Origin of the sequence: Enterobacter asburiae (genome assembly GCF_024599655.1) — a bacterium.
Classification (GTDB): domain Bacteria; phylum Pseudomonadota; class Gammaproteobacteria; order Enterobacterales; family Enterobacteriaceae; genus Enterobacter; species Enterobacter asburiae_D.
Genome location: NZ_CP102247.1, coordinates 60,302 through 87,154 on the forward strand (window position 1 = coordinate 60,302; position 26,853 = coordinate 87,154).

Annotated in this window: 25 protein-coding genes; 10 read left to right on the forward strand and 15 right to left on the reverse strand. The window is 55.4% G+C overall.

All coding sequences use genetic code 11. The annotated features are described in order from the left end of the window. Window positions 1-19: 19 nt before the first annotated feature. From recF to dnaA, 3 genes are read right to left on the reverse strand one after another with little or no spacing between them, the layout of a single operon-like run. Window positions 20-1,093 carry a DNA replication/repair protein RecF gene (gene recF / locus NQ230_RS00275; RefSeq protein ID WP_159515184.1) on the reverse strand — a complete coding sequence of 358 codons (1,074 nt, stop codon included), beginning with the start codon at window positions 1,091-1,093 and terminating at the stop codon, window positions 20-22. After that, window positions 1,093-2,193 carry a DNA polymerase III subunit beta gene (gene dnaN, locus NQ230_RS00280; RefSeq protein ID WP_010426557.1) on the reverse strand — a complete coding sequence of 367 codons (1,101 nt, stop codon included), beginning with the start codon at window positions 2,191-2,193 and terminating at the stop codon, window positions 1,093-1,095. Before dnaN ends, recF begins: the two co-directional genes overlap by 1 nt. A gap of 4 nt (window positions 2,194-2,197) precedes the next feature. Further along, a complete protein-coding gene (dnaA, locus tag NQ230_RS00285; RefSeq protein WP_010426558.1) occupies window positions 2,198-3,592 on the reverse strand; it encodes a chromosomal replication initiator protein DnaA in 1,395 nt (464 codons plus the stop codon). 596 nt (window positions 3,593-4,188) lie between these two features. Between dnaA and rpmH the strand changes: the two genes are divergently transcribed. The 9 genes from rpmH to NQ230_RS00330 all read left to right on the forward strand — a co-directional run bounded on the left by rpmH (window position 4,189) and on the right by NQ230_RS00330 (window position 11,708). Continuing rightward, window positions 4,189-4,329 carry a 50S ribosomal protein L34 gene (gene rpmH, locus NQ230_RS00290; RefSeq protein ID WP_000831330.1) on the forward strand — a complete coding sequence of 47 codons (141 nt, stop codon included), beginning with the start codon at window positions 4,189-4,191 and terminating at the stop codon, window positions 4,327-4,329. Window positions 4,330-4,345: 16 nt separating this feature from the next. Continuing rightward, window positions 4,346-4,705, forward strand: a complete 360-nt coding sequence (rnpA, locus tag NQ230_RS00295; protein WP_032640303.1) for a ribonuclease P protein component — start codon at window positions 4,346-4,348, stop codon at window positions 4,703-4,705. Continuing rightward, window positions 4,669-4,926, forward strand: coding sequence for a membrane protein insertion efficiency factor YidD (gene yidD / locus NQ230_RS00300; RefSeq protein ID WP_001307474.1), 258 nt, complete (start codon window positions 4,669-4,671; stop codon window positions 4,924-4,926). Before rnpA ends, yidD begins: the two co-directional genes overlap by 37 nt. 2 nt (window positions 4,927-4,928) lie before the next feature. Beyond that, window positions 4,929-6,572 carry a membrane protein insertase YidC gene (gene yidC, locus NQ230_RS00305; protein WP_159515183.1) on the forward strand — a complete coding sequence of 548 codons (1,644 nt, stop codon included), beginning with the start codon at window positions 4,929-4,931 and terminating at the stop codon, window positions 6,570-6,572. 72 nt (window positions 6,573-6,644) lie between these two features. Continuing rightward, window positions 6,645-8,009 (forward strand): tRNA uridine-5-carboxymethylaminomethyl(34) synthesis GTPase MnmE, encoded by a 1,365-nt coding sequence (gene mnmE / locus NQ230_RS00310; protein WP_032662070.1) that lies wholly within the window; start codon window positions 6,645-6,647, stop codon window positions 8,007-8,009. A 111-nt stretch (window positions 8,010-8,120) separates the two neighbouring features. Further along, complete coding sequence (locus NQ230_RS00315) at window positions 8,121-9,296, forward strand: MFS transporter (RefSeq protein ID WP_257259499.1); 1,176 nt, start codon at window positions 8,121-8,123, stop codon at window positions 9,294-9,296. After that, window positions 9,265-10,236 (forward strand): HTH-type transcriptional regulator YidZ, encoded by a 972-nt coding sequence (yidZ, locus tag NQ230_RS00320; RefSeq protein ID WP_213823200.1) that lies wholly within the window; start codon window positions 9,265-9,267, stop codon window positions 10,234-10,236. The genes NQ230_RS00315 and yidZ overlap by 32 nt, the downstream gene beginning before the upstream one ends. 122 nt (window positions 10,237-10,358) lie before the next feature. Further along, complete coding sequence (locus NQ230_RS00325) at window positions 10,359-11,105, forward strand: 4'-phosphopantetheinyl transferase family protein (protein WP_063145549.1); 747 nt, start codon at window positions 10,359-10,361, stop codon at window positions 11,103-11,105. Window positions 11,106-11,141: 36 nt separating this feature from the next. Further along, window positions 11,142-11,708, forward strand: coding sequence for an NADPH-dependent FMN reductase (locus NQ230_RS00330; protein ID WP_121423352.1), 567 nt, complete (start codon window positions 11,142-11,144; stop codon window positions 11,706-11,708). A gap of 91 nt (window positions 11,709-11,799) precedes the next feature. On the opposite strand, the gene adeP is transcribed toward NQ230_RS00330, so the two are convergent. Then, window positions 11,800-13,137 (reverse strand): adenine permease AdeP, encoded by a 1,338-nt coding sequence (gene adeP, locus NQ230_RS00335; protein WP_147429993.1) that lies wholly within the window; start codon window positions 13,135-13,137, stop codon window positions 11,800-11,802. Window positions 13,138-13,301: 164 nt separating this feature from the next. On the opposite strand from adeP, the gene yieH reads away from it, so the two are divergent. Further along, window positions 13,302-13,967 carry a 6-phosphogluconate phosphatase gene (gene yieH, locus NQ230_RS00340; RefSeq protein ID WP_257259503.1) on the forward strand — a complete coding sequence of 222 codons (666 nt, stop codon included), beginning with the start codon at window positions 13,302-13,304 and terminating at the stop codon, window positions 13,965-13,967. 90 nt (window positions 13,968-14,057) lie between these two features. Here yieH and phoU read toward each other — a convergent pair whose 3' ends face one another. From phoU to atpA, 11 genes are all read right to left on the reverse strand, one after another. Continuing rightward, window positions 14,058-14,783 carry a phosphate signaling complex protein PhoU gene (gene phoU / locus NQ230_RS00345; protein ID WP_008500182.1) on the reverse strand — a complete coding sequence of 242 codons (726 nt, stop codon included), beginning with the start codon at window positions 14,781-14,783 and terminating at the stop codon, window positions 14,058-14,060. A 26-nt stretch (window positions 14,784-14,809) separates the two neighbouring features. After that, complete coding sequence (gene pstB, locus NQ230_RS00350) at window positions 14,810-15,583, reverse strand: phosphate ABC transporter ATP-binding protein PstB (RefSeq protein ID WP_010426574.1); 774 nt, start codon at window positions 15,581-15,583, stop codon at window positions 14,810-14,812. A gap of 47 nt (window positions 15,584-15,630) precedes the next feature. Further along, window positions 15,631-16,521 carry a phosphate ABC transporter permease PstA gene (gene pstA / locus NQ230_RS00355; RefSeq protein ID WP_023309794.1) on the reverse strand — a complete coding sequence of 297 codons (891 nt, stop codon included), beginning with the start codon at window positions 16,519-16,521 and terminating at the stop codon, window positions 15,631-15,633. After that, window positions 16,521-17,480, reverse strand: a complete 960-nt coding sequence (gene pstC / locus NQ230_RS00360) for a phosphate ABC transporter permease PstC (protein WP_023333924.1) — start codon at window positions 17,478-17,480, stop codon at window positions 16,521-16,523. The genes pstA and pstC overlap by 1 nt, the downstream gene beginning before the upstream one ends. A 128-nt stretch (window positions 17,481-17,608) precedes the next feature. Next, complete coding sequence (gene pstS, locus NQ230_RS00365; RefSeq protein WP_063145553.1) at window positions 17,609-18,649, reverse strand: phosphate ABC transporter substrate-binding protein PstS; 1,041 nt, start codon at window positions 18,647-18,649, stop codon at window positions 17,609-17,611. A 321-nt stretch (window positions 18,650-18,970) separates the two neighbouring features. Beyond that, complete coding sequence (gene glmS / locus NQ230_RS00370; protein WP_023309792.1) at window positions 18,971-20,800, reverse strand: glutamine--fructose-6-phosphate transaminase (isomerizing); 1,830 nt, start codon at window positions 20,798-20,800, stop codon at window positions 18,971-18,973. Window positions 20,801-21,025: 225 nt separating this feature from the next. Continuing rightward, window positions 21,026-22,396 (reverse strand): bifunctional UDP-N-acetylglucosamine diphosphorylase/glucosamine-1-phosphate N-acetyltransferase GlmU, encoded by a 1,371-nt coding sequence (gene glmU / locus NQ230_RS00375; protein ID WP_257259506.1) that lies wholly within the window; start codon window positions 22,394-22,396, stop codon window positions 21,026-21,028. Window positions 22,397-22,534: 138 nt separating this feature from the next. Continuing rightward, window positions 22,535-22,954 carry a F0F1 ATP synthase subunit epsilon gene (locus NQ230_RS00380; RefSeq protein WP_006177560.1) on the reverse strand — a complete coding sequence of 140 codons (420 nt, stop codon included), beginning with the start codon at window positions 22,952-22,954 and terminating at the stop codon, window positions 22,535-22,537. Between the two features lie 20 nt (window positions 22,955-22,974). Continuing rightward, window positions 22,975-24,357, reverse strand: a complete 1,383-nt coding sequence (gene atpD / locus NQ230_RS00385; protein WP_006177559.1) for a F0F1 ATP synthase subunit beta — start codon at window positions 24,355-24,357, stop codon at window positions 22,975-22,977. Window positions 24,358-24,388: 31 nt separating this feature from the next. Continuing rightward, window positions 24,389-25,252: a F0F1 ATP synthase subunit gamma gene (atpG, locus tag NQ230_RS00390; protein WP_008500191.1), complete on the reverse strand. Its 864-nt coding sequence runs from the start codon at window positions 25,250-25,252 to the stop codon at window positions 24,389-24,391. A gap of 51 nt (window positions 25,253-25,303) precedes the next feature. Beyond that, window positions 25,304-26,845, reverse strand: a complete 1,542-nt coding sequence (atpA, locus tag NQ230_RS00395) for a F0F1 ATP synthase subunit alpha (protein ID WP_006808751.1) — start codon at window positions 26,843-26,845, stop codon at window positions 25,304-25,306. Between the last annotated feature and the right edge of the window lie 8 nt (window positions 26,846-26,853).

The window sequence follows — 26,853 nt, forward strand, 5'->3', positions numbered from 1 at the left end:
TCGCTCATTTCAACTTGGGTTAATCCGTTATTTTACCCTTTTCCACGGTAAACATCTTCGAATTTTCGTCCGACATGTCTATAACGTGTTCAGCGCTAATGGCGCTGACGAAAACCTGCGACTGCGTGGCTTTTAAGCGGCTGGCAAGCAGCCCGCGCCGCGCGTCGTCGAGTTCCGAGGCAAAATCATCTATCAGGTACAGGCAGCGTCTTCCGCTCTCGCGGGTGAGAAACTCTCCCTGTGCCAGGCGCAGCGCACACATCAGGAGCTTGAGCTGCCCGCGCGACAGCGTGTCCTCCACCGGCGCACCGTCGGCACGAATGCGGAAATCCGCCTTGTGCGGGCCGTGCGCGGTGTAGGTCAACATGCGGTCGCGCTCGAAGTTTCTCTCTAACACCTCGGCATAATCCGTCTCTTTCTCCCAGCCACGCTGGAAGGAGAAGGTGAGAGAGAATTCGGGTAAAAACTGTTTGCAGGTGTCGGCCATGTCTTCGGCGATACCTGCGCTGTATTCGGCACGCCAGCGGCTGATTTGTTCCGCGAGAGGGATTAATTCCATATCCCACGGACGCAGCTGGGCGTAGCGTGTTACCTGGCGCAACGCGGCGTTACGCTGCTTGAGCAGGCGCTTCAGGTTGCTCCAGGCGTTAAAGAAACCGGCTTCGTTGTGAAAGCATCCCCAGTCGAGGAATGCTCTTCTGTATTTGGGGCCGCCGTTGAGTAAAGTAAACCCCTCCGGCGTAATCAGCTGCATTGGCATCAACAGCGCCAGCTCCGCCACTTTATGGCCGTCGGTGCCGTCGATGCGCACCTTACTGTCGCCCTGCTTGTCTTTGGTCAGGCCGATAGAGGTTTCGCGCTCCGCTCCCTGCAAACGTCCGTGCAGAACAAAGGCTTCCTGCTCGTGGCGAATGACGCGACCAATCTGCAAACTGCGAAACGCCCGACCGTGGCCGAGCGTATAGATGGCTTCCAGCACGCTGGTTTTGCCGCTGCCGTTTGCGCCAACCAGGAAGTTAAAGCCAGGGGATAAAGCGAGATCCGCGCTTTCGATATTGCGAAAGTCGCGGATCAACAGACGGGTGAGCGACATTACAGTCTCATTGGCATGACAACATAAGCCGCGCTTTGGCTGGCCGCATCTTCAATCTGTACGCTTGAAACGGAGTCGGTCAGCAGAATGCGCACGTTCTCGCATTTCAGTGCATTCAGCACATCCAGCACGTAGCTGACGTTAAAGCCGATTTCCATCTCGGTTCCGGCGTAGGTGACGTCCAGAATTTCTTCTGCCTCTTCCTGCTCCGGGTTGTTAGCGGTGATTTTGATCTGGTTTTCACTCACGTACAGGCGCACGCCGCGGAATTTCTCGTTAGAGAGAATGGCCGCGCGGGCAAAGGCCTGCTTGAGGCTGTCGCAGCCTGCTTCCAGCGTTTTGTCCGGATTCTTCGGCAATACGCGGCGATAATCCGGGAAACGACCGTCAACCAGCTTCGATGTGAAGACAAAGTCGCCCACGTGGGCGCGGATGTTATTGCTGCCGATCTGCACGCGCAGCGGCGTGTCGCCACCGTCGAGCATACGCATCAGCTCAATCACCCCTTTACGCGGCACGATCACCGAATGGTTTGGCAGTGAGTCGCCAATCGGCATAGAACAGACCGCCAGACGGTGGCCGTCGGTGGCCACGGTACGCAGCTCTTCACCTTCGGTTTCGAACAGCATGCCGTTTAAGTAGTAACGAACGTCCTGATGCGCCATGGAGAACTGCGTGGCTTCAATCAGACGCTTCATCGTCGCCTGTGGCAGGGTGAATTCAACTTCGCTCTGCCAGTCGTCCAGGTTCGGGAAGTCCGCAGCAGGCAGCGTGGAGAGCGAGAAACGGCTGCGGCCAGAGCGCACCAGCATACGGTCGCCTTCCAGCTGCACGGCGATTTCAGCGCCTTCCGGCAGCCCGCGGCAGATATCAAAGAATTTACGTGCCGGAACCGTGGTCGCGCCCGCGTCGTGCGGCTGCGTCAGCGTAACGCGCGCGATCATTTCCATTTCCAGATCTGTACCGGTCAGCGACAGCGTACCGTCCGCGACCTGAAGCAGCAGGTTTCCGAGAATAGGCAGCGTTGGGCGGCCACCTAATGGGCCACTCACCTGTTGCAGCGGTTTTAATAAATGTTCACGTTCAACGGTAAATTTCATAGCGTCACGATGATAATGTTCTGATTAGATTGGAAAAATCTTCTTTTATGTCGTGGCTTTCTTCGCGTAACTGCTCAATCTTGCGACAAGCGTGCAACACGGTCGTATGGTCACGGCCACCAAACGCATCCCCGATTTCCGGCAGACTGTGGTTGGTTAACTCCTTTGCCAGCGCCATCGCCATCTGACGCGGACGCGCCACCGAGCGGGAACGACGTTTAGACAGTAAATCTGCCACTTTAATCTTGTAGTACTCAGCCACCGTCTTTTGAATATTGTCGATAGTGACCAGTTTTTCCTGCAATGCCAGCAAATCGCGCAGCGCTTCACGCACAAAATCGATGGTGATCGCACGACCGGTAAAGTTGGCATTGGCGATAACGCGGTTCAGTGCCCCTTCGAGCTCACGCACGTTGGAGCGCAGACGCTTGGCAATGAAGAACGCCACTTCCCCAGGCAGGCGAATGTCGTTTTCATCGGCTTTCTTCATCAGGATCGCGACGCGGGTTTCCAGCTCCGGTGGCTCGATCGCCACGGTCAGGCCCCAGCCGAAGCGGGATTTCAGACGATCTTCAACGCCGTTGATCTCTTTTGGATAACGATCCGAGGTCAAAATGATCTGCTGATTGCCTTCCAGCAGGGCATTGAAGGTGTGGAAAAACTCTTCCTGCGATCGTTCTTTATTGGCAAAGAACTGGATGTCATCGATGAGCAGCGCGTCAACGGAACGATAGTAGCGTTTAAACTCTTCGATCGCATTGTTTTGCAGGGCTTTTACCATGTCCTGAACGAAGCGCTCGGAGTGCATATACACCACTTTGGCATTGGGCTTGCGCGCCATAATACCGTTGCCCACCGCATGCAGCAGGTGCGTTTTACCCAAACCCGTGCCGCCATAAAGGAACAGCGGGTTATAGGCCCCACCGGGATTATCAGCAACCTGACGAGCCGCCGCGCGCGCCAGCTGGTTCGACTTACCTTCAACGAAGTTATCGAACGTATGTTTCACGTTAACGTTAGAGCGGTAGGTTGGCTCAGCCGGTGCAGGGACATTATCCCAGCCCTGACGAGCAGGTGCGACGCGAGGGGCCGGAGCAGGAGCGGCCTGAGCAGGCGCTGCTACGTTCACGGTTTCACGAACGGTTTGGGTGACCGGCTTTGTGCCCACTTCAAAGCGGAGCTGCGGGGCATCTGACCCGCAGAAATCGTTCAGCAGTCCATTGATGTTATTAAGGTACTTGTCCCTTACCCAATCGAGCACAAAACGGTTTGGCGCATACAAAGCCAGCGTGTTATCGCTCAGTTCCGCCTGCAACGGGCGGATCCACATACTGAATTCTGTGGCTGGTAACTCATCCTGCAATCGGGCAAGACACTGCTGCCAAAGCGAAAGTGACACGGCGGACTCCACTCGAACAATAAAAGAAAACTATTGAATATTCATGATTGTTGGCGCACATCGACATGACCCAATGAGGGTGATGTGCGAACCGCTATCTGCGGTTGTACCCGGCCAGGATCGCTGGATCCCGATCGGGACCGCGGATCATAGCCTAAACTGAGCCAGAGATCTTCTGTTTCTCACAGATTCTTCCCGATTTATCCACAGGAAGATCCGAAACCGGGTAAGTGTAAACGATCCTGGCGCGAGTGCCCCGCGATTTAGTCCGCATATTGGAAAAATTAATGAGCACAGACAATTTATTGCTTAAATGATCTAACGAAGATCCGGGACGATCCTTGCGCTTTATCGTTGAGCCCGTATAATCCTCGACCCGGCGCGTGATGCTCATCTTCCTGCGTCGTCCGTTGCTCATTTTCCACGCGAAAACGTGCGGAAATACGCGGGAAATAAGGAAAGAGAATTGACTCCGGAGTGTACAATTATTACAATCCGGCCTCTTTAATCACCCACGCTGAGGCGTTAGTCGTTCGAAACTCGTTCGGGTATACGCAAAAGTCAGTGAATTTATTCAAGTTTAGGTAGAAATCGCCATGAAACGCACTTTTCAACCGTCTGTACTGAAGCGCAACCGTTCTCACGGCTTCCGTGCTCGTATGGCTACTAAAAATGGTCGTCAGGTTCTGGCACGTCGTCGTGCTAAAGGCCGCGCTCGTCTGACCGTTTCCAAGTAATAAAGCTAACCCCTGAGTGGTTAAGCTAGCATTTCCCAGGGAGTTACGTTTGTTAACTCCCGCTCATTTCACTTTCGTCTTCCAGCAGCCACTACGGGCTGGCACGCCGCAAATTACCATCCTCGGCCGCCAAAATTCGCTGGGGCATCCCCGCATCGGTCTCACAGTCGCCAAGAAAAATGTTAAACGTGCGCATGAACGCAATCGGATTAAACGTCTGACGCGTGAAAGCTTCCGTTTACGTCAGCACGAACTGCCTTCAATGGATTTCGTGGTGGTGGCGAAGAAAGGGGTTGCCGACCTCGATAACCGTGCTCTCTCGGAAGCGTTGGAAAAATTATGGCGCCGCCACTGTCGCCTGGCTCACGGGTCCTGATAGCCCTCATCCGGGTCTATCAACGCCTGATTAGTCCGCTACTCGGGCCGCACTGCCGTTTCACACCAACATGCTCAAGCTACGGAATTGAGGCATTGCGCAGGTTTGGAGTGATAAAAGGCAGTTGGTTGACGGTGAAACGCGTATTAAAATGCCACCCTTTACACCCCGGTGGAGACGACCCCGTCCCCCCAGGACCCTTTGATACCAGAGAACACTAACGATGGATTCGCAACGCAATCTTCTTATCATCGCTTTGTTGTTCGTGTCTTTCATGATCTGGCAGGCATGGGAGCAGGATAAAAATCCTCAACCCCAGCAGCAGACCACGCAGACTACGACCACCGCAACGGGTAGCGCCGCCGACCAGGGCGTACCGGCCAGTGGCCAGGGGAAACAGATTACGGTTAAGACCGATGTGCTTGAGCTGACAATCAACACCCGTGGTGGTGATGTTGAGCAGGCGCTGCTGTTGACCTACCCGAAAGAGCTGAAGTCTAACGAACCGTTCCAGTTACTGGAAACCACGCCTGAGTTTATCTACCAGGCGCAGAGCGGCCTGACCGGTCGTGATGGCCCGGATAACCCGGCTAACGGTGCGCGTCCACTGTATACCGTCGAGAGCGACACTTTTGTACTGGCTGATGGCCAGAACGAACTCGCAATCCCGATGACGTACACCGACGCCGCAGGCAACACCTTCACCAAAACCTTCACTCTGAAACGCGGTGAATATGCGGTGAACGTGGGCTACAGCGTACAGAACGCCAGTGCGAAACCGCTGGAACTGTCGACCTTTGGCCAGCTGAAGCAGTCCATCAATCTGCCGTCTCACCGTGACACCGGAAGCAGCAACTTTGCGCTGCATACCTTCCGTGGCGCGGCGTACTCCACGCCAGACGCGAAGTATGAGAAATACAAATTCGACACCATTGCCGATAACGAAAACCTGAACGTCAGCGCTAAAGGCGGTTGGGTGGCAATGCTGCAGCAGTATTTCGCCACTGCGTGGGTGCCAAATAACGACGGTACCAACAACTTCTATACCGCGAACCTGGGTAACGGTCTTGCAGCCATCGGCTACAAATCTCAGCCGGTTCTGGTTCAGCCGGGTCAAACCGGTAAGATGGCAAGCACCCTGTGGGTCGGCCCGGAAATTCAGGACAAAATGGCCGCTGTTGCGCCGCACCTGGATCTGACCGTCGATTACGGTTGGTTGTGGTTCATCTCTCAGCCGCTGTTCAAGCTGCTGAAGTTCATCCACAGCTTCCTGGGTAACTGGGGCTTCTCCATCATCGTTATCACCTTCATCGTTCGTGGCATCATGTACCCGCTGACTAAAGCGCAGTACACCTCCATGGCGAAGATGCGTATGCTGCAGCCGAAGATTGCGGCGATGCGTGAGCGTCTGGGCGATGACAAACAGCGTCAGAGCCAGGAAATGATGGCCCTGTATAAAGCAGAGAAAGTAAACCCACTGGGTGGCTGCTTCCCGCTGCTGATTCAGATGCCAATCTTCCTTGCGCTGTACTACATGCTGATGGGTTCCGTTGAGCTGCGCCACGCGCCGTTCGCCCTGTGGATCCATGACCTGTCCGCACAGGACCCGTACTACATCCTGCCGATCCTGATGGGCGTGACGATGTTCTTCATCCAGAAGATGTCGCCGACCACCGTGACCGACCCGATGCAGCAGAAGATCATGACCTTTATGCCGGTCATCTTCACCGTGTTCTTCCTGTGGTTCCCGTCAGGTCTGGTGCTGTACTATATCGTCAGCAACCTGGTGACCATCATCCAGCAGCAGCTGATTTACCGTGGTCTGGAAAAACGTGGCCTGCATAGCCGCGAAAAGAAAAAGTCCTGATCCGTTAAGTTAACGCTAAAATAAGGGCGGTCGATTGACCGCCTTTTTTATTTGTATTGAACGAGACCAACCATGAGCCATAACGACACTATCGTCGCCCAGGCAACCCCACCGGGACGCGGTGGTGTAGGCATTCTGCGTATCTCCGGCCTGAAGGCGCGCGAGGTGGCCGAAGCGGTGCTGGGTAAACTGCCAAAGCCGCGCTACGCTGACTATCTACCGTTTAAGGACACAGACGGCACGCCGCTGGACCAGGGCATTGCGCTGTGGTTCCCCGGCCCGAACTCCTTCACCGGCGAAGATGTGCTGGAGCTGCAGGGCCACGGCGGCCCGGTTATCCTCGACCTGCTGTTAAAACGTATTCTGACCCTGCCAGGCCTGCGCATTGCGAAGCCGGGCGAGTTCTCCGAGCGTGCTTTCCTCAACGACAAGCTCGACCTTGCGCAGGCAGAAGCGATAGCAGACCTGATCGACGCGAGCTCTGAACAGGCGGCCCGCTCCGCCCTGAACTCGCTGCAGGGGGCATTTTCCGCCCGCGTAAATCACCTTGTGGAAGCACTTACTCACCTTAGGATCTACGTGGAAGCGGCTATTGACTTCCCGGATGAGGAGATCGACTTCCTCTCTGACGGTAAAATCGAAGCGCAGCTCAACCAGGTGATGAACGATCTCGACGCCGTTCGCGCCGAAGCGCGCCAGGGCAGCCTGCTGCGTGAAGGGATGAAGGTGGTGATTGCCGGACGCCCTAACGCCGGGAAATCGAGCCTGCTGAACGCCCTGGCGGGCCGTGAAGCGGCGATCGTCACCGACATTGCCGGCACCACCCGCGACGTGCTGCGCGAGCATATCCACATCGACGGGATGCCGCTGCATATTATCGACACAGCGGGCCTGCGCGATGCCAGCGACGAAGTTGAACGCATCGGTATCGAACGCGCCTGGCAGGAGATCGAGCAGGCCGACCGCGTGCTGTTTATGGTGGACGGCACCACGACCGACGCCGTGGACCCGGCGGACATCTGGCCAGACTTTATCGCCCGTCTGCCGGCGAAATTGCCGATCACCGTGGTGCGCAACAAAGCGGACGTTACCGGTGAAACGCTGGGTATCAGCGATGTGAATGGTCACTCACTGATTCGCCTGTCGGCGCGCACCGGTGAAGGCGTTGACGACCTGCGTAACCATCTCAAGCAGAGCATGGGCTTTGATACCAGCATGGAAGGCGGCTTCCTGGCGCGTCGTCGTCACCTGCAGGCGCTGGAAGAGGCGGCAAACCACCTTGTTCAGGGTAAAGCGCAGCTGATCGGCGCGTGGGCGGGCGAGCTGCTGGCGGAAGAGCTGCGTCTGGCGCAGCAGAATCTGAGCGAGATCACCGGGGAGTTTACGTCGGACGATCTGCTGGGAAGGATCTTCTCGAGCTTCTGTATCGGGAAGTAATGCCCGCTCATTGATGGTGATTTCCTCCCAGGAAATCACCATTGTCCAAATGGCAACTCGCCTAATCCCTTTTCACCCCCTATCCTGCATGCCTGCATCTATGGGGGGTTTATGGCGCGTTTTCTGTTTTGTAGTTTCGCATTAGTTCTGCTTTATCCGTCTGGTATTGATATGTATCTGGTGGGATTGCCCCATATCGCCCGCGATCTGGGTGCCAGCGAAGCGCAGCTGCACATCGCGTTTTCGGCCTACCTTGCGGGGATGGCGTCGTCTATGGTGTTTGCCGGAAAGATCGCGGATAAGGCAGGCCGTCAGCCTGTCGCCATAACGGGTGCCATCATTTTTGCCCTGGCCTCTCTTCTCTGCTCACAGGCGCAGAACAGCACCGTGTTCCTGTCAGGCCGCTTCATTCAGGGCATTGGAGCCGGTGGCTGTTACGTCGTCGCTTTTGCCATTTTGCGAGACACCCTAAGCGCCCAGCGTCGCGCGAAGGTGCTGTCGATGCTGAACGGCATTACCTGCATCATCCCGGTGCTGGCCCCGGTCGTGGGATATCTGATCATGCTGAAATTCCCGTGGCAGAGCCTGTTCTGGACCATGGCGGCGATGGGCGCGCTGGTGTTTATCCTGTCCATCGCCGTGCTGAAAGAGACCCACCCGGGCTCGCAGAATACCGGTCATACCCCAACGATTCACCCAGCCGAGAAGCTGCTTAACCGCTTTTTCCTCAGTCGTCTGGCCGTGACCACGTTAAGCGTGGCGGTGATCCTCACTTATGTAAACGTTTCCCCGGTTTTACTGATGGAAACCATGGGCTTCGATCGGGGTGAGTATTCAACGGTGATGGCATTAACCGCCATGGTCAGTATGGCGGTCTCGTTCTCCACCCCGTTTGCGCTAAATGTTTTCAGCCAGCGCGCGTTGATGCTGACCTCACAGGTTTTATTCCTCACGGCTGGCGTGCTTCTGGCGACCACCAGCTCACATGCGGTGATGCTGGTGGGAATTACCCTCATTTGTGCCGGGTTCTCGGTTGGCTTTGGCGTGGCGATGAGTCAGGCGCTTGGCCCCTTCTCGCTTCGGGCAGGCGTGGCAAGCTCGGTGCTGGGGATAGCGCAAGTCTGCGGCTCGTCGCTGTGGATTTGGCTGGCGGCGGTCATCGGGCTTAACGCGCTGAATATGCTGATCGGGGTTCTGATTGGCTGTAGCATACTGTGCATCACCTTACTTATGGTTATCCGGCCCGCGGCGCATTATGAAGAAGCCCATCAGCAGTCTCGATCTTAATCTCTTGCTTTGCCTGCAGCTTTTGCTGCAGGAGCGCAGCGTCACCAAAGCGGCGAAGCGGATGAACGTGACGCCCTCGGCGGTGAGTAAATCACTGGCCAAGCTGCGTGACTGGTTTGACGACCCGCTGTTTGTCAAAACGCCGTTAGGGCTGCTGCCAACCCCGCTGACGGTAAGCCTGGAGCAGGATCTGGCCGAGTGGATGCAAATCGGCAACCAGATCCTCGATAAATTCCACCATGATTCGCCAGGCGGGCTAACGTTCGTGCTGGCCGCCGAAACGCCGTTGATGCTGATCCGCTTTAACACCCTGCTGGAGCAGGTAAACCAGCGCTATCCGCAGGCGACGGTGAAGATGCGTCACTGGGATTACGACTCGCTGGATGCCATTACGCGTGGGGAGGTCGATCTTGGCTTTACCGGCCGAGAAACACATCCGCGCTCTCGCGAGCTGCTGAAGCTGTTGCCGTGGTTTATCGACTACGAGATCCTGTTCAGCGACCGTCCGTGCGTGTATCTGCGTGAGGATCACCCCGCGCTTCAGGATGAATGGAACCTCGAAACCTTCCTGCGCTATCCGCATATCAGTATCTTCTGGGAACGTAGCGACACCTGGGCGCTGGACGAAGTGCTAAAGGAGATGGGTCGAGAGAGAAATATTGCCATGTGCGTGCCGGGCTTTGAGCAGTCGATGTTTATGGCAGCCCAGCCCGGGCATAACTATATCGCCACGGCTCCGCACTACTGTCATCACTACAATCAACTCCACCAGCGGAAGCTGATCGCGCTGCCTATTCCCATTGTTGAAGCGCAGGCTGAAAAGCTTACCGTTCCCTTCACGCTGATCTGGCATAAACGGAACAGCCATAATCCGAAAATCCTCTGGCTGCGGGAGACCATCAAGGCGCTGTACGGTGCCAGCGATCCAATTTTTGCCTAAGAAAATGTAAAGTTCGGTCCTAAGGCTTCTCTTACTCCCATTTACTGATTAAAACAGGAGTCAAGTTAAGCGATAATCATGTAACCGTTTAACCGATTACGACCATTATCAAGGAGCGAAAAATGGCTACGCACTTTGCAAGAGGGATACTTACGGAAGGACGTCTCGTATCGGCAAGAATTTCTTCAGCCTGTCACAGTGAAGCACTCACTCTCCCGGAGCACCGCAGAACGCGGTTTTTAGCGTCCAGAGCGCTTCTCGCAGAACTGCTGTTTATGCTGTACGGCACCAGCGAGCTGCCGGACATCATTACCCAACCCGAAGGCCGCCCGGTCTTTGCCGACCCGGATCTCCCTCGTTTTTCGATTGCCTACGCGGGCAATATCATTGGCGTCGCGCTGACCACCGAAGGGGATTGTGGGCTCGATATGGAACTTCAGCGCGCGACGCGCAGCTTCCATGGCGGTAATGCGCATGAAGACTATCCGCTCTCCAGCAATGAGAAGCTGTGGGTCCGCAACCAGAACGACCCTGTCGAAGCCAGAGCCCAGCTCATTACCTTGCGCCAGAGCATTCGCAAGCTTTGTGGATGCGCCTCAGACGACGCCAGCCTGCTGCAGCTGCTGCCAGGCTCCGGACGTCTTCGTGCCACTCAGGCCACGCTGGTAGAGGCGCTCAGTGACGCAGAGGATGTGCTCATTTGGTCAATTGCGGTTACCCCCGCCATCGAACGCATGAAAATCTGGGAATTTGACAGTCAACAGGGATGGCGTAGCCTTCCTGATGTGCCCGAGCGCGCCAACGAGCCCGCCGCACGCCTGATGCGTTTAACCAGTTTACCGGCAGAAAAAGCATTCACCCTTAGCTGATCCAATCAGGGTCATCATGATGAAACAGGAGTAATCATGTCTGATACGTTGAAAGTAGTTACGTTACTGGGAAGCCTGCGCAAAGGTTCATTTAACGGGATGGTTGCCCGCACGCTGCCACAGCTGGCACCGGCAGGAATGGAAGTTAGCGCCCTGCCGTCTATTGGCGATATTCCGCTGTATGATGCGGATGTCCAGCAGGAAGAAGGGTTCCCGCAGAGCGTTGAGGCGCTGGCAGAGCAGATCCGCCAGGCCGACGGCGTGGTCATCGTCACGCCGGAGTATAACTACTCGGTTCCGGGCGGCCTGAAGAATGCCATCGACTGGCTGTCCCGTTTACCCGAGCAGCCGCTGTCAGGCAAACCGGTGCTGATCCAGACCAGCTCAATGGGCGCGATTGGCGGCGCGCGCTGCCAGTATCATCTGCGCCAGATCCTGGTATTCCTGGATGCGATGGTCATGAACAAGCCGGAATTTATGGGTGGTGTGATTCAGAACAAGGTCGACCCACAAACGGGTGAAGTAGTGGATCAGAGCACGCGCGATCATCTGTCTGGCCAGCTGACGGCGTTTGGGGATTATATTAAGCGGGTTAAAGCCTGATAAAAAAGCCCGGTGGCGCTAGCGCTTACCGGGCCTACACTCGTCAGTAGGTCAGGTAAGCGAAGCGCCACCTGACACCACAAACCGCACCTTAGTGCGCGTCAATAAACACAATCTTCAGCACAAACAGCAGCGCCACAACAATCACGCATGGGCTGAGGTCGCGGAAGCGGCCGGTACCGATCTTCATTACGCAGTAAGAGATAAAGCCCAGCGCGATGCCTTCGGTAATCGAGAAGCTGAACGGCATCATCACGGCGGTAATAAACGCCGGCACCGCTTCGGTTAAATCATCCCACTTCACGCGTGACAGGCTGGAGGTCATCAGCACACCCACATAGATCAGCGCGCCGGCTGCCGCATACGGTGGAACCATACCCGCCAGCGGAGAGAGGAAGATCACCAGCAGGAACAGAATACCCACGACCACCGCCGTCAGGCCGGTACGGCCGCCCACAGACACGCCGGAAGAAGATTCAATGTACGCGGTAACGGAGGAGGTTCCGATAAAAGCACCGGTCACAGAGGAGACGCTGTCCACAAACAGCGCCTGCTTCATGCGCGGGAATTTCCCTTTTTCATCCGCCAGACCCGCTTTGTCGGTCACGCCAATCAGCGTGCCGGAGGAGTCAAACAGGTTGACCAGCATGAAGGAGAAAATCACGCCCGCCAGGCCCAGGTTCAGGGAACCCGCCAGATCGACGTGACCAATCACGGTAGAGACGCTCGGTGGCGCGGAGACGATACCGTTATAGTGAACGTCGCCCAGCATCCAGCCCAGCAGGGTGGTGACCACGATGGACACCAGCACCGCCGCGTGAATATTGCGGGAAGCCAGGATCGCGATGATAAAGAAGCCCAGCACGCCCAGCAGCACGTTATGAGAGGTCAGGTGACCGATGCTCACCAGCGTATCCGGGTTCGCCACGATCACACCGGCGTTTTTCAGCCCCATCATACCGATGAACAGACCGATACCGCTGGTGATGCCCACGCGCAGGCTCACAGGAATGTTTGCAATCATCCAGTAACGCACGCGGAAAATGGTCAGCAGCAGCAGGCCAACCGCGCCCCAGAAGATGGCGCCCATGCCAACCTGCCACGGCAGACCCATCGCCTGAACAACCACGAACGCGAAGAACGCATTCAGGCCCATCGCCGGTGCCAGCGCAACCGGCAGGTTAGCGAACACACCCATCAGAATGCTGCCAAGGGCCGCAATCAGGCAGGTGGTTACAAAGACGGCGCTGGTATCCATGCCAGCAACGCCCAGAATTTGAGGGTTCACAAAAACGATATAGACCATCGTCAGGAAGGTGGTGAAACCAGCGATCACTTCGGTGCGTGCCGTTGTGCCGTGCTCGCGCAGTTTGAAAACGCGCTCAAGCAGACCCTGACCAGACGTCTGGGTAGTGTGTTGTTGACTCATCATCAATTCCGAACAAGGAGGGAAAATTCGTCGCTATCCTATACCAAAAAGCGACAATAGTGGCGGTTACGTGATACTTTTTTCATTGATTTTGCTTATACGGCAACGATTGCGTCCCGGTGAACTGCCGGACGTAAACGTTAAACTTGTTAAAAGGGAAAAGCATGTCCGGAATTGAAGCGGTATTTTTCGACTGCGACGGTACGCTGGTCGACAGTGAGGTCATTTGTTCCCGCGCGTATGTCACTATGTTCCAGGAATTTGGCATTACGCTGGAACTCGAAGAGGTGTTTAAACGCTTTAAGGGCGTGAAGCTCTACGAGATCATCGACATCATTAACGAAGAACACGGTGTGGATCTGGCGAAAGCGGATCTGGAACCGGTGTACCGCGCCGAGGTCGCACGCCTGTTTGACTCCGAGCTGGAGGTTATCTCCGGGGCTAACGCGCTGCTGGATGCGATGACGGTGCCAATCTGCGTCGTCTCTAACGGCCCGGTCAGCAAAATGCAGCACTCGCTGGGTAAGCTTGAGATGTTGCACCATTTTCCTGAAAAACTGTTCAGCGGCTACGATATCCAGCGCTGGAAGCCAGACCCGGCGCTGATGTTCCATGCGGCAAAAGCGATGAACGTTAACGTAGAGAACTGCATTCTGGTGGATGACTCATCTGCGGGCGCGCAGTCGGGGATTGATGCGGGGATGGAGGTGTTTTACTTCTGCGCCGATCCGCACAACAAGCCGATCGAGCATCCCAACGTGACGACCTTTACCGATCTGGCGCAGTTGCCTGAATTGTGGAAAGCACGCGGGTGGGATATTACTCGCTGAAAAAACAAAGCCGGATGGCGCTAACGCTTATCCGGCCTACAGGGCTCGTAGGCCCGGTAAGCGCAGCGCCACCGGGCATATTTCCGAGGATCACTCTTTCGGATCTTTACCCGCCAGCAGCTTGTCCAGCTCGTCGCCGCCCACGTGACGGAAGTCCTGACCTTTCACGAAGTAGAAAATGTATTCGCAAATGTTCTGGCAGCGGTCGCCGATACGCTCGATGGAGCGCGCGCAGAACAGGGCAGTCAGTACGCTTGGGATCGTACGTGAATCTTCCATCATGTAGGTCATCAGCTGACGCACAATGCCTTCATACTCCTGGTCGACCTTCTTGTCTTCACGGTAGATACGCACCGCTTCGTCCAGATCCATACGCGCAAAGGCATCCAGCACGTCGTGCAGCATCTGCACGGTGTGGCGGCCCAGCGACTCCAGGCTCACCAGCAGCGGCTGGTGCTGCTGAGAGAACTTCTCCAGCGCGGTGCGGCAGATTTTATCCGCAACGTCACCAATACGCTCCAGCTCGGCGATGGTTTTGATGATCGCCATCACCAGACGCAGGTCGCTCGCCGTCGGCTGACGTTTCGCGATAATGCGCACGCATGCCTCGTCGATAGCGACTTCCATCATGTTGACGTTTTTGTCGCCTTCAATGACGCGCTTCGCCAGCTCGCTGTCCTGGTTGTGCATTGCCGTAATCGCATCAGAAAGCTGCTGCTCAACCATGCCACCCATGGTCATCACCTGCGTGCGGATGCTTTCCAGCTCTGCGTTGAACTGGCCTGAAATGTGTTTATTAAGATTGAGGTTGTCCATGGTTTCTCCACATGCACTAAGGCAAATCAACCGTAGCGGCCAGTAATATAATCTTCGGTTTGTTTCTTCGCGGGCCTGGTGAACAGCGCGTCCGTATCGCTGAACTCAATCAACTCGCCCAGGTACATAAACGCAGTGTGATCGGAACAACGTGCAGCCTGCTGCATGTTATGGGTCACGATAACCACGGTGTAATCCTGCTTCAGCTCGGTGATCAGCTCTTCAATACGGCCGGTTGAGATCGGGTCCAGCGCTGAACACGGCTCATCCAGCAGCAACACTTCCGGGCGAATAGCAATACCGCGCGCAATGCACAGACGCTGCTGCTGGCCACCGGAGAGAGAGTAACCGCTCTGGTGCAACTTATCTTTGGTTTCGTTCCATAATGCGGCCTTGGTCAAAGCCCACTGCACGCGCTCGTCCATATCGGCACGGGAGAGCTTTTCGAACAGACGAACGCCAAAGGCGATGTTGTCATAAATGGACATCGGGAACGGCGTTGGTTTCTGGAACACCATCCCCACTTTGGCGCGCAGCAGGGCGATATCCTGAGCCTGGGTCAGAATGTTTTCGCCGTCCAGGATGATTTCACCTTCAGCGCGCTGCTCCGGATAGAGCGAATACATTTTGTTAAAGGTACGCAGCAGCGTGGATTTTCCACAGCCGGACGGACCGATAAATGCCGTGACCTGGTTCTTTGCGATATCCAGGTTGATGTTCTTCAGGGCATGGAATTTGCCGTAGTAGAAGTTCAAATCACGAACCTGAATCTTACCCGGGGCAGTATCAACCATACTCATTGACTCATTTCCTCATTCGGCGCCGCGAGCTGCCGCGCCGTAAAAAATTAACCGTGTTTCTTCTTCGCGAAAATGACGCGCGCCAGAATGTTCAGCAACAGTACGCAAAGGGTAATGATCAGCACCCCGGCCCAGGCCAGCTGCTGCCATTCCGCGAATGGGCTCATCGCAAATTTAAAGATCGTCACCGGCAGGTTGGCGATCGGCTGCATCATGTCCGTGCTCCAGAACTGATTGGAGAGAGACGTAAACAGGAGCGGCGCCGTTTCACCTGCGATACGCGCAACCGCCAGCAGGATACCGGTCATGATCCCGGAGACGGAAGCCTTCAGCGTAATCGCAGAGATCATCTTCCATTTCGGCGTACCCAGCGCATAAGCCGCTTCACGCAGGCTGTCCGGCACCAGTTTCAGCATGTTCTCGGTGGTACGAATAACAATCGGCACCTGCAGCAGCGCCAGTGCAATCACACCCGCCCAGCCGGAGAAGTGTTCCATCTGCGCCACCACCACGGTGTAAACAAACAGACCCACGACGATAGACGGGGCTGACAGCAGAATGTCGTTGATGAAGCGAATCACTTCCGCCAGCCAGGATTTACGACCGTATTCTGCCAGGTAGATGCCCGCCATGATGCCCAGCGGCGTGCCGAAGACCGTCGCCCACAGGATCAACAGGCCGCTGCCCGCCAGGGCATTCGCCAGGCCACCACCCGCCGTGTTCGGCGGCGGCGTCATTTCGGTGAACAGCGACAGTGACATCCCGTCAATCCCGCGAACGACCGTCGAGAAGAGGATCCAGACCAGCCAGAACAGGCCGAATGCCATCGTCGCCATAGAGAGCGACAGGGCAATACGGTTTTTCATGCGGCGTCTGGCCTGCATTTTACGGCGGGATTCCGCCAGTTCAGCGGTAGCTTGCATTTCGAGAGTGGCCATTAGCGTGCTCCCTCATTTTTAGCGAGGCGCATAATCATCAGCTTGGAAATCGCCAGAACAATGAAGGTGATAACGAACAGAATCAGACCCAGCTCCATCAGCGCCGCCACGTGCAGCCCCGATTCCGCTTCCGCAAATTCATTCGCCAGCGCCGAGGTAATACTGTTACCCGGCATGTAGAGCGACACGCTGTCGAGCTGGTAGGTGTTACCGATGATAAAGGTGACCGCCATGGTTTCACCCAGCGCACGACCTAAGCCCAGCATCACGCCCCCGATCACCCCATTTTTGGTGAACGGAAGGACAATGCGCCAGATAACTTCCCAGGTGGTGCAGCCGATGCCGTAGGCCGACTCTTTCATCATCACCGGCGTTTGTTCGAAGACATCGCGCATAACCGCCGCAATGTAAGGAATAATCATGATGGCGAGGATCACTCCTGCCGCCAGAATGCCGATACCGAAAGCCGGGCCAGAGAACAGGGCACCCACAAACGGAATAGCAGAAAGAACGTTACCGACCGGTTCCTGGAAGTATGTGGCGAACAGCGGAGCAAAGATGAACAGGCCCCACATGCCGTAAACGATACTCGGAATGGCCGCCAGCAGTTCGATGGCAATACCCAGCGGGCGTCGCAGCCAGCCCGGCGCCAGCTCCGTCAGGAACAGGGCAATACCAAAGCTCACCGGAACCGCAATCAGCAGGGCGATGAACGAGGTCACCAGCGTGCCGTAAATCGGCACCAGGGCACCGTAGATGTCGTTCGGCGCGTCCCACTCTTTGGTCCACAGGAAGGAGAAACCGAATTTCTGGATGCTCGGCCATGAGGAGAAAATCAGAGACACGATAATGCCGCCCAGCAGCAATAGCACAATCAGCGCAGCCAGTTTTACCAGCGCGCTGAAAATCATGTCACCTTTTTTACCCGGAGGGTTAAATGCAGGCTTGGTTGCAGCCATAAATTACTCTTCTGTTTGAGACGTTTTTACGAATATGCCCGGTGGCGCTGACGCTTACCGGGCCTACAGCTTAAAGCGTAGGGCGGGTAAGCGCAGCGCCACCCGCCATCTTCGTTAAATATATCCTGTTAGTACAGCGCTTTACCGCTGCTGTCTTTCACGTTGGTTTTCCATGCAGCACGAATCTGCTCAACCACGCTGTCCGGCAGGGTGGCGTAATCCAGGGCGTTAGCCTGTTTGCCGCCGTTTTTGTACGCCCAGTCGAAGAACTTGAGCACTTCGGTGCCCTGCTCAGGTTTCTTCTGCTCTTTGTGAACCAGGATGAAGGTGGTAGAGGTGATTGGCCATGCACCTTCGCCTTTCTGGTTAGTCAGATCCTGCGCGAAAGATTTGCTCCAGTCAGCGCCTTTCGCTGCGTTAGCAAAGTTCTCTTCGGTCGGGCTAACCGGTTTGCCATCGGCGGAAACCAGCTTGGTGTAGGACAGGTTGTTCTGCTTAGCGTACGCATACTCTACGTAACCAATTGAGCCAGGCAGACGCTGTACGAACGCGGCGATACCGTCGTTACCTTTACCGCCCAGACCGGTTGGCCAGTTAACGGTAGAGCCGGAACCGACTTTAGATTTCCACTCTTCGTTCACTTTTGCCAGGTAGCTGGTGAACACGAAAGAGGTACCGGAACCATCCGCGCGGCGAACCACGGCGATGTTCTGAGAAGGCAGCTTCAGGCCTGGGTTGAGTTTAGCGATCGCTTCGTCATCCCATTTTTTGATTTTGCCCAGGTAGATGTCACCCAGGGTTTTGCCGTCCAGCACCAGCTCACCCGACTTCACGCCCGGCAGGTTGATGGCCAGGACCACGCCACCGATCACGGTCGGGAACTGGAACAGGCCTTCCTGAGCCAGTTTGTCGTCAGACAGCGGAGCGTCTGATGCGCCGAAATCAACCGTGTTCGCGGTAATTTGTTTAACGCCACCGGAGGAGCCGATACCCTGATAGTTAACCTTGTTACCGGTTTCTTTCTGGTAGGTATCCGCCCATTTGGCATACACCGGCGCAGGGAAGGTTGCACCAGCGCCAGTCAGGCTTGCTTCTGCAAATACAGAGAACGCGCTCAGAGATAAGGTCGCGGCGACAACAGTTGCGACAGTGGTACGCATAACTTTCATAATGTCTCCTGCAAGATTTTCGTAAATCGTTGTTTAGTGGCTACGATGAGCAAAATAGGACAAACAGGTGACAGATAAATGTACGAATTATGACAGTTTTATGACAACGAAAATTCCACTTAAAAACCAGCAAAAGAAAGCTTAATTTTCATCGTGTTAGCCGCTTTTATGACAAGACGTTTTCAGAAATATTTTCTTTATGTGACACTGAAAAAAGTAGCTGAAGATGACAGATTGTCATTATTAAAAACGAGAAAGGATTGATTAAAAACAAGACGGGCAGGATAAAAAAGCTCCACCCAAAGGTGGAGCCTGAAGGGATTATTCTACGGTAACCGATTTCGCCAGGTTACGCGGCTGGTCAACGTCGGTGCCTTTGATCAGCGCAACGTGATAGGCCAGCAGCTGCAGCGGAACGGTGTAGAAGATTGGTGCGATAACCTCTTCCACATGCGGCATCTCGATAATGTGCATGTTGTCGTTGCTGACAAAACCGGCATCTTTGTCGGCGAAGACGTACAGAACACCGCCGCGGGCGCGCACTTCTTCGATGTTAGACTTCAGTTTTTCCAGCAGTTCGTTGTTTGGTGCCACAACGATGACCGGCATATCCGCGTCAATCAGCGCCAGCGGGCCGTGTTTCAGCTCGCCTGCCGCATAGGCTTCAGCGTGAATGTAGGAGATCTCTTTCAGCTTCAGCGCGCCTTCCAGCGCAATCGGATACTGATCGCCACGACCCAGGAACAGGGCGTGATGTTTGTCAGAGAAATCTTCCGCCAGCGCTTCAATGCGTTTGTCCTGAGACAGCATCTGCTCAATACGGCTCGGCAGCGCCTGCAGGCCGTGAACGATGTCGTGCTCAACGGAAGCATCTTCGCCTTTCAGACGCGCCAGCTTCGCCACCAGCATCAGCAGAACAGTCAGCTGAGTGGTAAACGCTTTGGTGGAGGCCACGCCGATTTCGGTACCCGCTTTGGTCATCAGCGCCAGATCGGATTCACGCACCAGCGAGGAGCCCGGGACGTTACAGATGGCCAGCGAGCCCAGGTAACCCAGCTCTTTAGAGAGACGCAGCGCGGCCAGCGTATCCGCCGTTTCGCCGGACTGGGAAAGGGTGATCATCAGGCTGTTACGACGCACAGCGGATTTGCGATAGCGGAATTCAGACGCGATTTCCACATCGCACGGCACGCCCGCCAGGGATTCAAACCAGTAGCGAGAAACCATACCGGAGTTGTAGGAGGTGCCGCAGGCCACGATCTGAATATGCTCGACCTTGCCAAGCAGTTCGTTCGCGTTTGCGCCCAGCTCGCTCAGGTCAACCTCACCGTGGCTGATGCGCCCGGTCAGGGTGTTTTTGATGGCGTTTGGCTGCTCGTAAATCTCTTTCTGCATGTAGTGACGGTAAGCGCCTTTGTCGCCCGCGTCGTACTGCAGATTCGATTCGATCTCCTGACGTTTCACCTGCTCGCCTTTGGTATCGAATACGGTCACGCTGCGGCGAGTTACTTCCGCGATATCACCCTCTTCAAGGAAGATAAAGCGACGGGTAACCGGCAGGAGCGCCAGCTGGTCAGAAGCGATGAAGTTTTCGCCCATGCCCAGACCGATAACCATCGGGCTACCGGAACGCGCGGCTAGCAGCGTGGACGGGTCGCGGGAATCCATGATTACCGTACCGTACGCACCGCGCAGCTGAGGGATAGCACGCAGCACCGCATCACGCAGTGTACCGCCCTGCTCCAGCTCCCAGTGCACCAGGTGAGCAATCACTTCGGTGTCAGTTTCAGAGACGAAGGTGTAGCCGCGCGCTTTCAGTTCTTCGCGCAGCGGTTCGTGGTTTTCGATAATGCCGTTGTGCACGACCACGATGTGTTCAGACACATGCGGGTGCGCGTTACCTTCAGACGGTTCGCCGTGCGTCGCCCAGCGGGTGTGAGCAATACCGGTCCCACCGTGCAGCGGATGTTCTTCCGCGGCCTGGGCCAGCATCTGCACTTTACCGAGACGACGCAGACGGGTCATATGACCTTCTGCATCGACGACAGCCAGACCGGCTGAGTCGTAACCACGGTATTCCAGACGACGTAAACCTTCGAGAAGGATTTCAGCAATATCACGCTGCGCAACTGCGCCAACAATTCCACACATAATTTTAGATTCCGAATTTAGGCATTATGCCTGCGTTGTCGCTGACCTGTATCTGCCCTTTCCGGGCGCCCCGAGCCTTGTAGAGAGTGGGGTTATTTTTATGGGTACTGCTTGTGGGGGGAGATATATATTTATCTCCTCTCCCGGGTTTGCCTGATGACGGCTATGCCTTATCAGGCCTACTCAATCGTAGGGCGGGTAAGCGTAGCGCCACCCGCCTTGTTGTTACTTTTTCTTCACCGGGCGTTTCCAGCCCTGCTTGCTGACCTGCGGAACGCGGCTTAACACCAGCTCGTTCTCGGCCACATCGCGCGTAACAGTTGTTCCGGCGGCAATGGTCACCCCGTTACCCACGGTAACAGGCGCCACCAGCTGCGTATCGGAGCCAACGAACACGTCGTCACCGATGATGGTTTTAAACTTATTCGCGCCGTCATAGTTACAGGTAATAGTCCCCGCACCAATATTCACGTTATTGCCAATTTCCGCGTCGCCCAGATAGGTCAGATGACCGGCTTTCGAGCCTTTACCCAGACGCGCTTTTTTCATTTCCACGAAGTTACCCACGTGAGCGCCTTCCAGCAGCTCAGCACCCGGGCGCAGACGCGCAAACGGACCGATGGTACAGGCGGCATCCAGACGGGCATCTTCCACCACGCTGTACGGGCTGATTTCACAGTCGTCGCCGATGACGCTGTTTTTAATCACGCAGCCGGCGCCAATTTTGACGCGATTGCCCAGCGTGACGTGACCTTCGAGGATAACGTTAGTATCAATCTCAACGTCACGCCCGTGAGATAACGAACCACGCAGATCGAAACGCGCCGGATCGCGCAGCATCACGCCCGCCAGCAGCAGTTTTTCGGCCTGCTCGGACTGATAAATACGCTCAAGACGGGAAAGCTGCAGGCGGTTGTTCACGCCGTCCGTTTCGCTGATGCGCGCCGGATGAACGGCGGCAATTTCACGCCCTTCGTGGTACGCCATCGCAATGATGTCGGTGATGTAGTATTCACCCTGCGCGTTGTTGTTGTTGAGTTTGGACAGCCAGCGCTTCATATCCGCGCCGTTGGCAATCAGGATACCGGTGTTGATCTCCGGAATCTGACGCTGTTCATCGCTGGCATCTTTATGCTCAACAATCCCGGTTACCTTGCCGTTTTCACGCGTAATGCGGCCATACCCACTCGGATCGTCCAGCACAACGGTTAACAAACCGATGCCGCCCTGCGGTTTGGCTTCACGCAGGCGAGTCAGCGTTTCCACGGAGATCAGCGGGACATCGCCGTAGAGCATCAAAATGTCTTCGTCATCCGCAAAGAAGGGCGCTGCCTGCTGCATCGCATGGCCTGTACCCAACTGTTCTGCCTGAAGCACCCAGTTGAGCTTGTCATCGCTCAGCGTCTTTTTCAGCAGATCGCCACCGTGGCCGTAGACCAGGTGGACCTGACTGGCACCCAGTTCATTCGCTGCATCAATGACATGCTGCACCATTGGCTTTCCTGCAAGCGTGTGGAGCACCTTAGGCAGATCGGAATACATGCGGGTCCCTTTGCCAGCGGCAAGGATCACCACGCTCATCGCACTGTTTGACATACGCATCCTGACGGTAGTTTGAGTGTGAAGTAAAAACGTTTGATGCTTAAAATTCTACATCTTTTTCATCATGAATTAAGGCCGAAAAAAAAAGCCAGCCTGGTATCCAGACTGGCTTTTGTGCTTTTCAAGCCGGTGTTACATCGCTTTTTTGGTCAACTCGATAACGCGCAGTTTCGCGATCGCTTTGGCCAGCTCCGCAGACGCCTGAGCGTAATCCACGTCACCATGAGAGCTGCTAATGTGCTCTTCAGCCTTACGCTTCGATTCCAGGGCTCGCGCTTCGTCGAGATCCTGGCCACGGATAGCGGTATCGGCCAGAACGGTCACACTGCCAGGCTGCACTTCAAGAATGCCGCCGGACAGATAGATAAACTCTTCGTGACCGAACTGTTTAACGATGCGGATCATACCAGGCTTAATGGCGGTGAGCAGCGGTGCGTGACCCGGGAAAATACCCAGTTCACCTTCACTACCCGTTACCTGGATTTTCTCGACCAGACCAGAGAACATTTGTTGCTCTGCGCTGACGACGTCCAGGTGGTAAGTCATTGCCATATCACCCTCCGATTAAGGCGTTAAAGTTTTTTGGCTTTTTCCACGGCTTCGTCGATGGAACCAACCATGTAGAACGCCTGCTCCGGCAGGTGATCGTATTCGCCTTCCATGATGCCTTTAAAGCCACGGATGGTGTCTTTCAGGGAAACGTATTTACCCGGAGAACCGGTGAATACTTCCGCAACGAAGAATGGCTGGGACAGGAAGCGCTGGATCTTACGCGCACGTGCTACCACCAGTTTGTCTTCTTCAGACAGTTCATCCATACCCAGGATGGCGATGATGTCTTTCAGTTCCTGGTAACGCTGCAGCAGGGACTGTACGCCACGCGCGGTGTCGTAGTGTTCCTGACCCACAACCAGTGGATCCAGCTGACGGCTGGTGGAGTCCAGCGGGTCAACGGCTGGGTAGATACCCAGAGACGCGATCTGACGGCTCAGTACCACGGTTGCATCTAAGTGAGCAAAGGTGGTTGCTGGAGATGGGTCAGTCAAGTCATCCGCAGGTACGTATACCGCCTGAACGGAGGTGATAGAACCGGTTTTGGTAGAGGTGATACGTTCCTGAAGAACACCCATCTCTTCCGCCAGCGTAGGCTGATAACCTACCGCTGAAGGCATACGACCCAGCAGTGCAGATACTTCCGTACCGGCCAGGGTGTAACGATAGATGTTATCAACGAACAGCAGAACGTCACGGCCTTCGTCACGGAACTTCTCAGCCATCGTCAGGCCGGTCAGCGCAACGCGCAGACGGTTTCCTGGTGGCTCGTTCATCTGGCCGTAAACCAGGGAAACTTTGTCCAGAACGTTGGAGTCGGTCATTTCGTGGTAGAAGTCGTTACCCTCACGAGTACGTTCACCTACGCCCGCAAACACAGAGTAACCGGAGTGCTCGATCGCGATGTTACGGATCAGCTCCATCATGTTTACAGTTTTACCAACACCCGCACCACCGAACAGACCGACTTTACCGCCCTTCGCGAACGGACACATCAGGTCGATAACTTTGATACCGGTTTCCAGCAGTTCCTGAGAGCTGGACAGCTCTTCGTAGGAAGGTGCCGCGCGGTGGATAGCCCAACGCTCTTCTTCACCGATGTCGCCTTTCATGTCGATTGGTTGACCCAATACGTTCATGATACGACCCAGTGTTGCTTTACCTACCGGGACTTCGATCGGGTGCTCAAGGTCTTTGACTTCCAGACCACGACGCAGACCGTCGGAAGAACCCATCGCGATGGTACGCACGATACCGCCGCCGAGCTGCTGCTGAACTTCCAGCACCAGGCTCTCGTTACCATTCTGTACCTCAAGCGCGTCGTACACGCGTGGTACGGCGTCCTGAGGGAACTCGACGTCCACCACGGCGCCGATTACCTGGACAATCTTTCCAGTAGCCATCTTGAATCCTCTACGTAATTCGTAAACCTGGTTAAACCGCGGCGGCCCCCGAGACGATCTCGGTGAGTTCCTGAGTAATGCTGGCCTGACGAGCTTTGTTGTAAACCAACTGCAGCTCTTTAATCAGGCTGCCGCCATTATCGGTCGCGGCTTTCATCGCCACCATTCGTGCGGCCTGCTCGCTGGCCAGGTTTTCTACAACGCCCTGATAAACCTGAGATTCAACGTAACGACGCAGCAGGGTATCCAGCAGCGGTTTCGGATCGGGTTCATACAGGTAATCCCAGGCTTTTTGCTTCAGCTCGTCATCTTCTGATGCCGGTAACGGCAGCATCTGAGTGAGCGTTGGAACCTGAGACATGGTGTTAATGAATTTGTTGCTGACAACGTACAGTCTGTCCAGACGGCCTTCATCATAGGCCTGCAACATCACTTTAACCGGGCCGATCAGTTCGGACAGGGACGGGTTATCACCCATACCGGTCACCTGAGCGACAATGTTGCCACCAACGGAGTTAAAGAAAGAGACGCCTTTAGAGCCGATCATTGCGATATCGCACTGAACGCCTTTTTCAGACCATGCTTTCATATCCGCCAGCAGTTTTTTGAACAGGTTAATGTTCAAGCCGCCACACAGACCACGGTCGGTCGACACCACCAGGTAGCCCACGCGCTTAACGTCGCGTTCTTCCAGGTAAGGGTGCTTATATTCCAGATTACCGTTTGCAAGGTGACCAATCACTTTGCGCATGGTTTCTGCATAAGGACGGCTGGCCGCCATGCGATCCTGCGATTTACGCATTTTGGAAGCGGCGACCATCTCCATCGCTTTAGTGATCTTTTGCGTGTTCTGGACGCTTGCGATCTTACTACGTATCTCTTTTGCGCCGGCCATGAGCTTCTCCTCAATGCCAGGCGGCTTGTCCTGAGACAAGCCGCCGGACGATTACCAGGATTGGGTTGCTTTGAAGGAATCGAGGATAGCTTTCAGCTTGCCTTCGATTTCGTCGTTATAGCCACCGGTCTGGTTGATCTCTTGCATCAGCGGAGCGTGATCACGGTCGACGTAAGCCAGCAGAGCGGCTTCGAAGCTACCGATTTTCGCCAGTTCCACATCTTCGAGGTAACCGCGTTCAGCCGCGAACAGTACCAGGCCCTGCTGAGCAACAGACATTGGTGCGTACTGTTTCTGCTTCAGCAGCTCGGTCACTTTCTGACCGTGGCTCAGCTGTTTACGGGTTGCTTCGTCCAGATCGGATGCGAACTGAGAGAAAGCAGCCAGTTCACGATACTGTGCCAGCGCGGTACGGATACCACCGGACAGTTTCTTGATGATCTTGGTCTGAGCAGCACCACCAACACGGGATACGGAGATACCCGGGTTAACCGCCGGACGAATACCGGAGTTAAACAGGTTGGTTTCCAGGAAGATCTGACCATCGGTAATGGAGATTACGTTGGTCGGAACGAACGCAGAAACGTCACCCGCCTGGGTTTCAATGATCGGCAGAGCGGTCAGAGAGCCCGTTTTACCCTTCACTTCACCTTTGGTGAAGTTCTCGACGTATTCCGCGTTAACGCGGGAAGCACGCTCCAGCAGACGAGAGTGGAGGTAGAATACGTCGCCAGGGAACGCTTCACGTCCAGGTGGACGACGGAGCAGCAGGGAAACCTGACGATAAGCAACAGCCTGTTTAGACAGGTCATCGTATACGATCAGCGCATCTTCACCGCGGTCACGGAAGTATTCGCCCATTGCGCAACCGGCGTATGGCGCCAGGTATTGCAGTGCAGCGGATTCAGACGCAGTTGCTACCACAACGATGGTGTTAGACAGTGCGCCGTGCTCTTCCAGTTTACGGACCACGTTGGAAATGGTGGACGCTTTCTGGCCGATGGCCACGTACACACATTTGATACCGGAGTCACGCTGGTTGATGATGGCGTCGATTGCCATCGCGGTTTTACCGGTCTGACGGTCACCGATGATCAGTTCACGCTGACCACGACCGATTGGGATCATGGCATCAACGGACTTATAACCTGTCTGAACAGGCTGATCTACGGACTGACGGTCGATAACGCCTGGTGCGATAACTTCGATTGGGGAGAAGCCATCGTGCTCAACCGGACCTTTACCGTCGATTGGCGCACCCAGGGTGTTAACAACGCGACCCAGCAGGCCACGGCCAACCGGCACTTCCAGAATACGGCCAGTACACTTAACCTTCATGCCTTCGGCGAGGTCAGCGTATGGACCCATCACAACTGCACCTACGGAGTCGCGCTCCAGGTTCAGTGCGATAGCGTAACGGTTACCCGGCAGGGAAATCATCTCACCCTGCATACAATCGGCCAGGCCGTGGATGCGGATAACACCGTCACTTACAGAAACAATAGTACCTTCGTTGTGAGCTTCACTCACAACACTGAACTGAGCAATGCGCTGCTTGATCAGTTCGCTGATTTCGGTGGAATTCAGTTGCATGCTCCAGT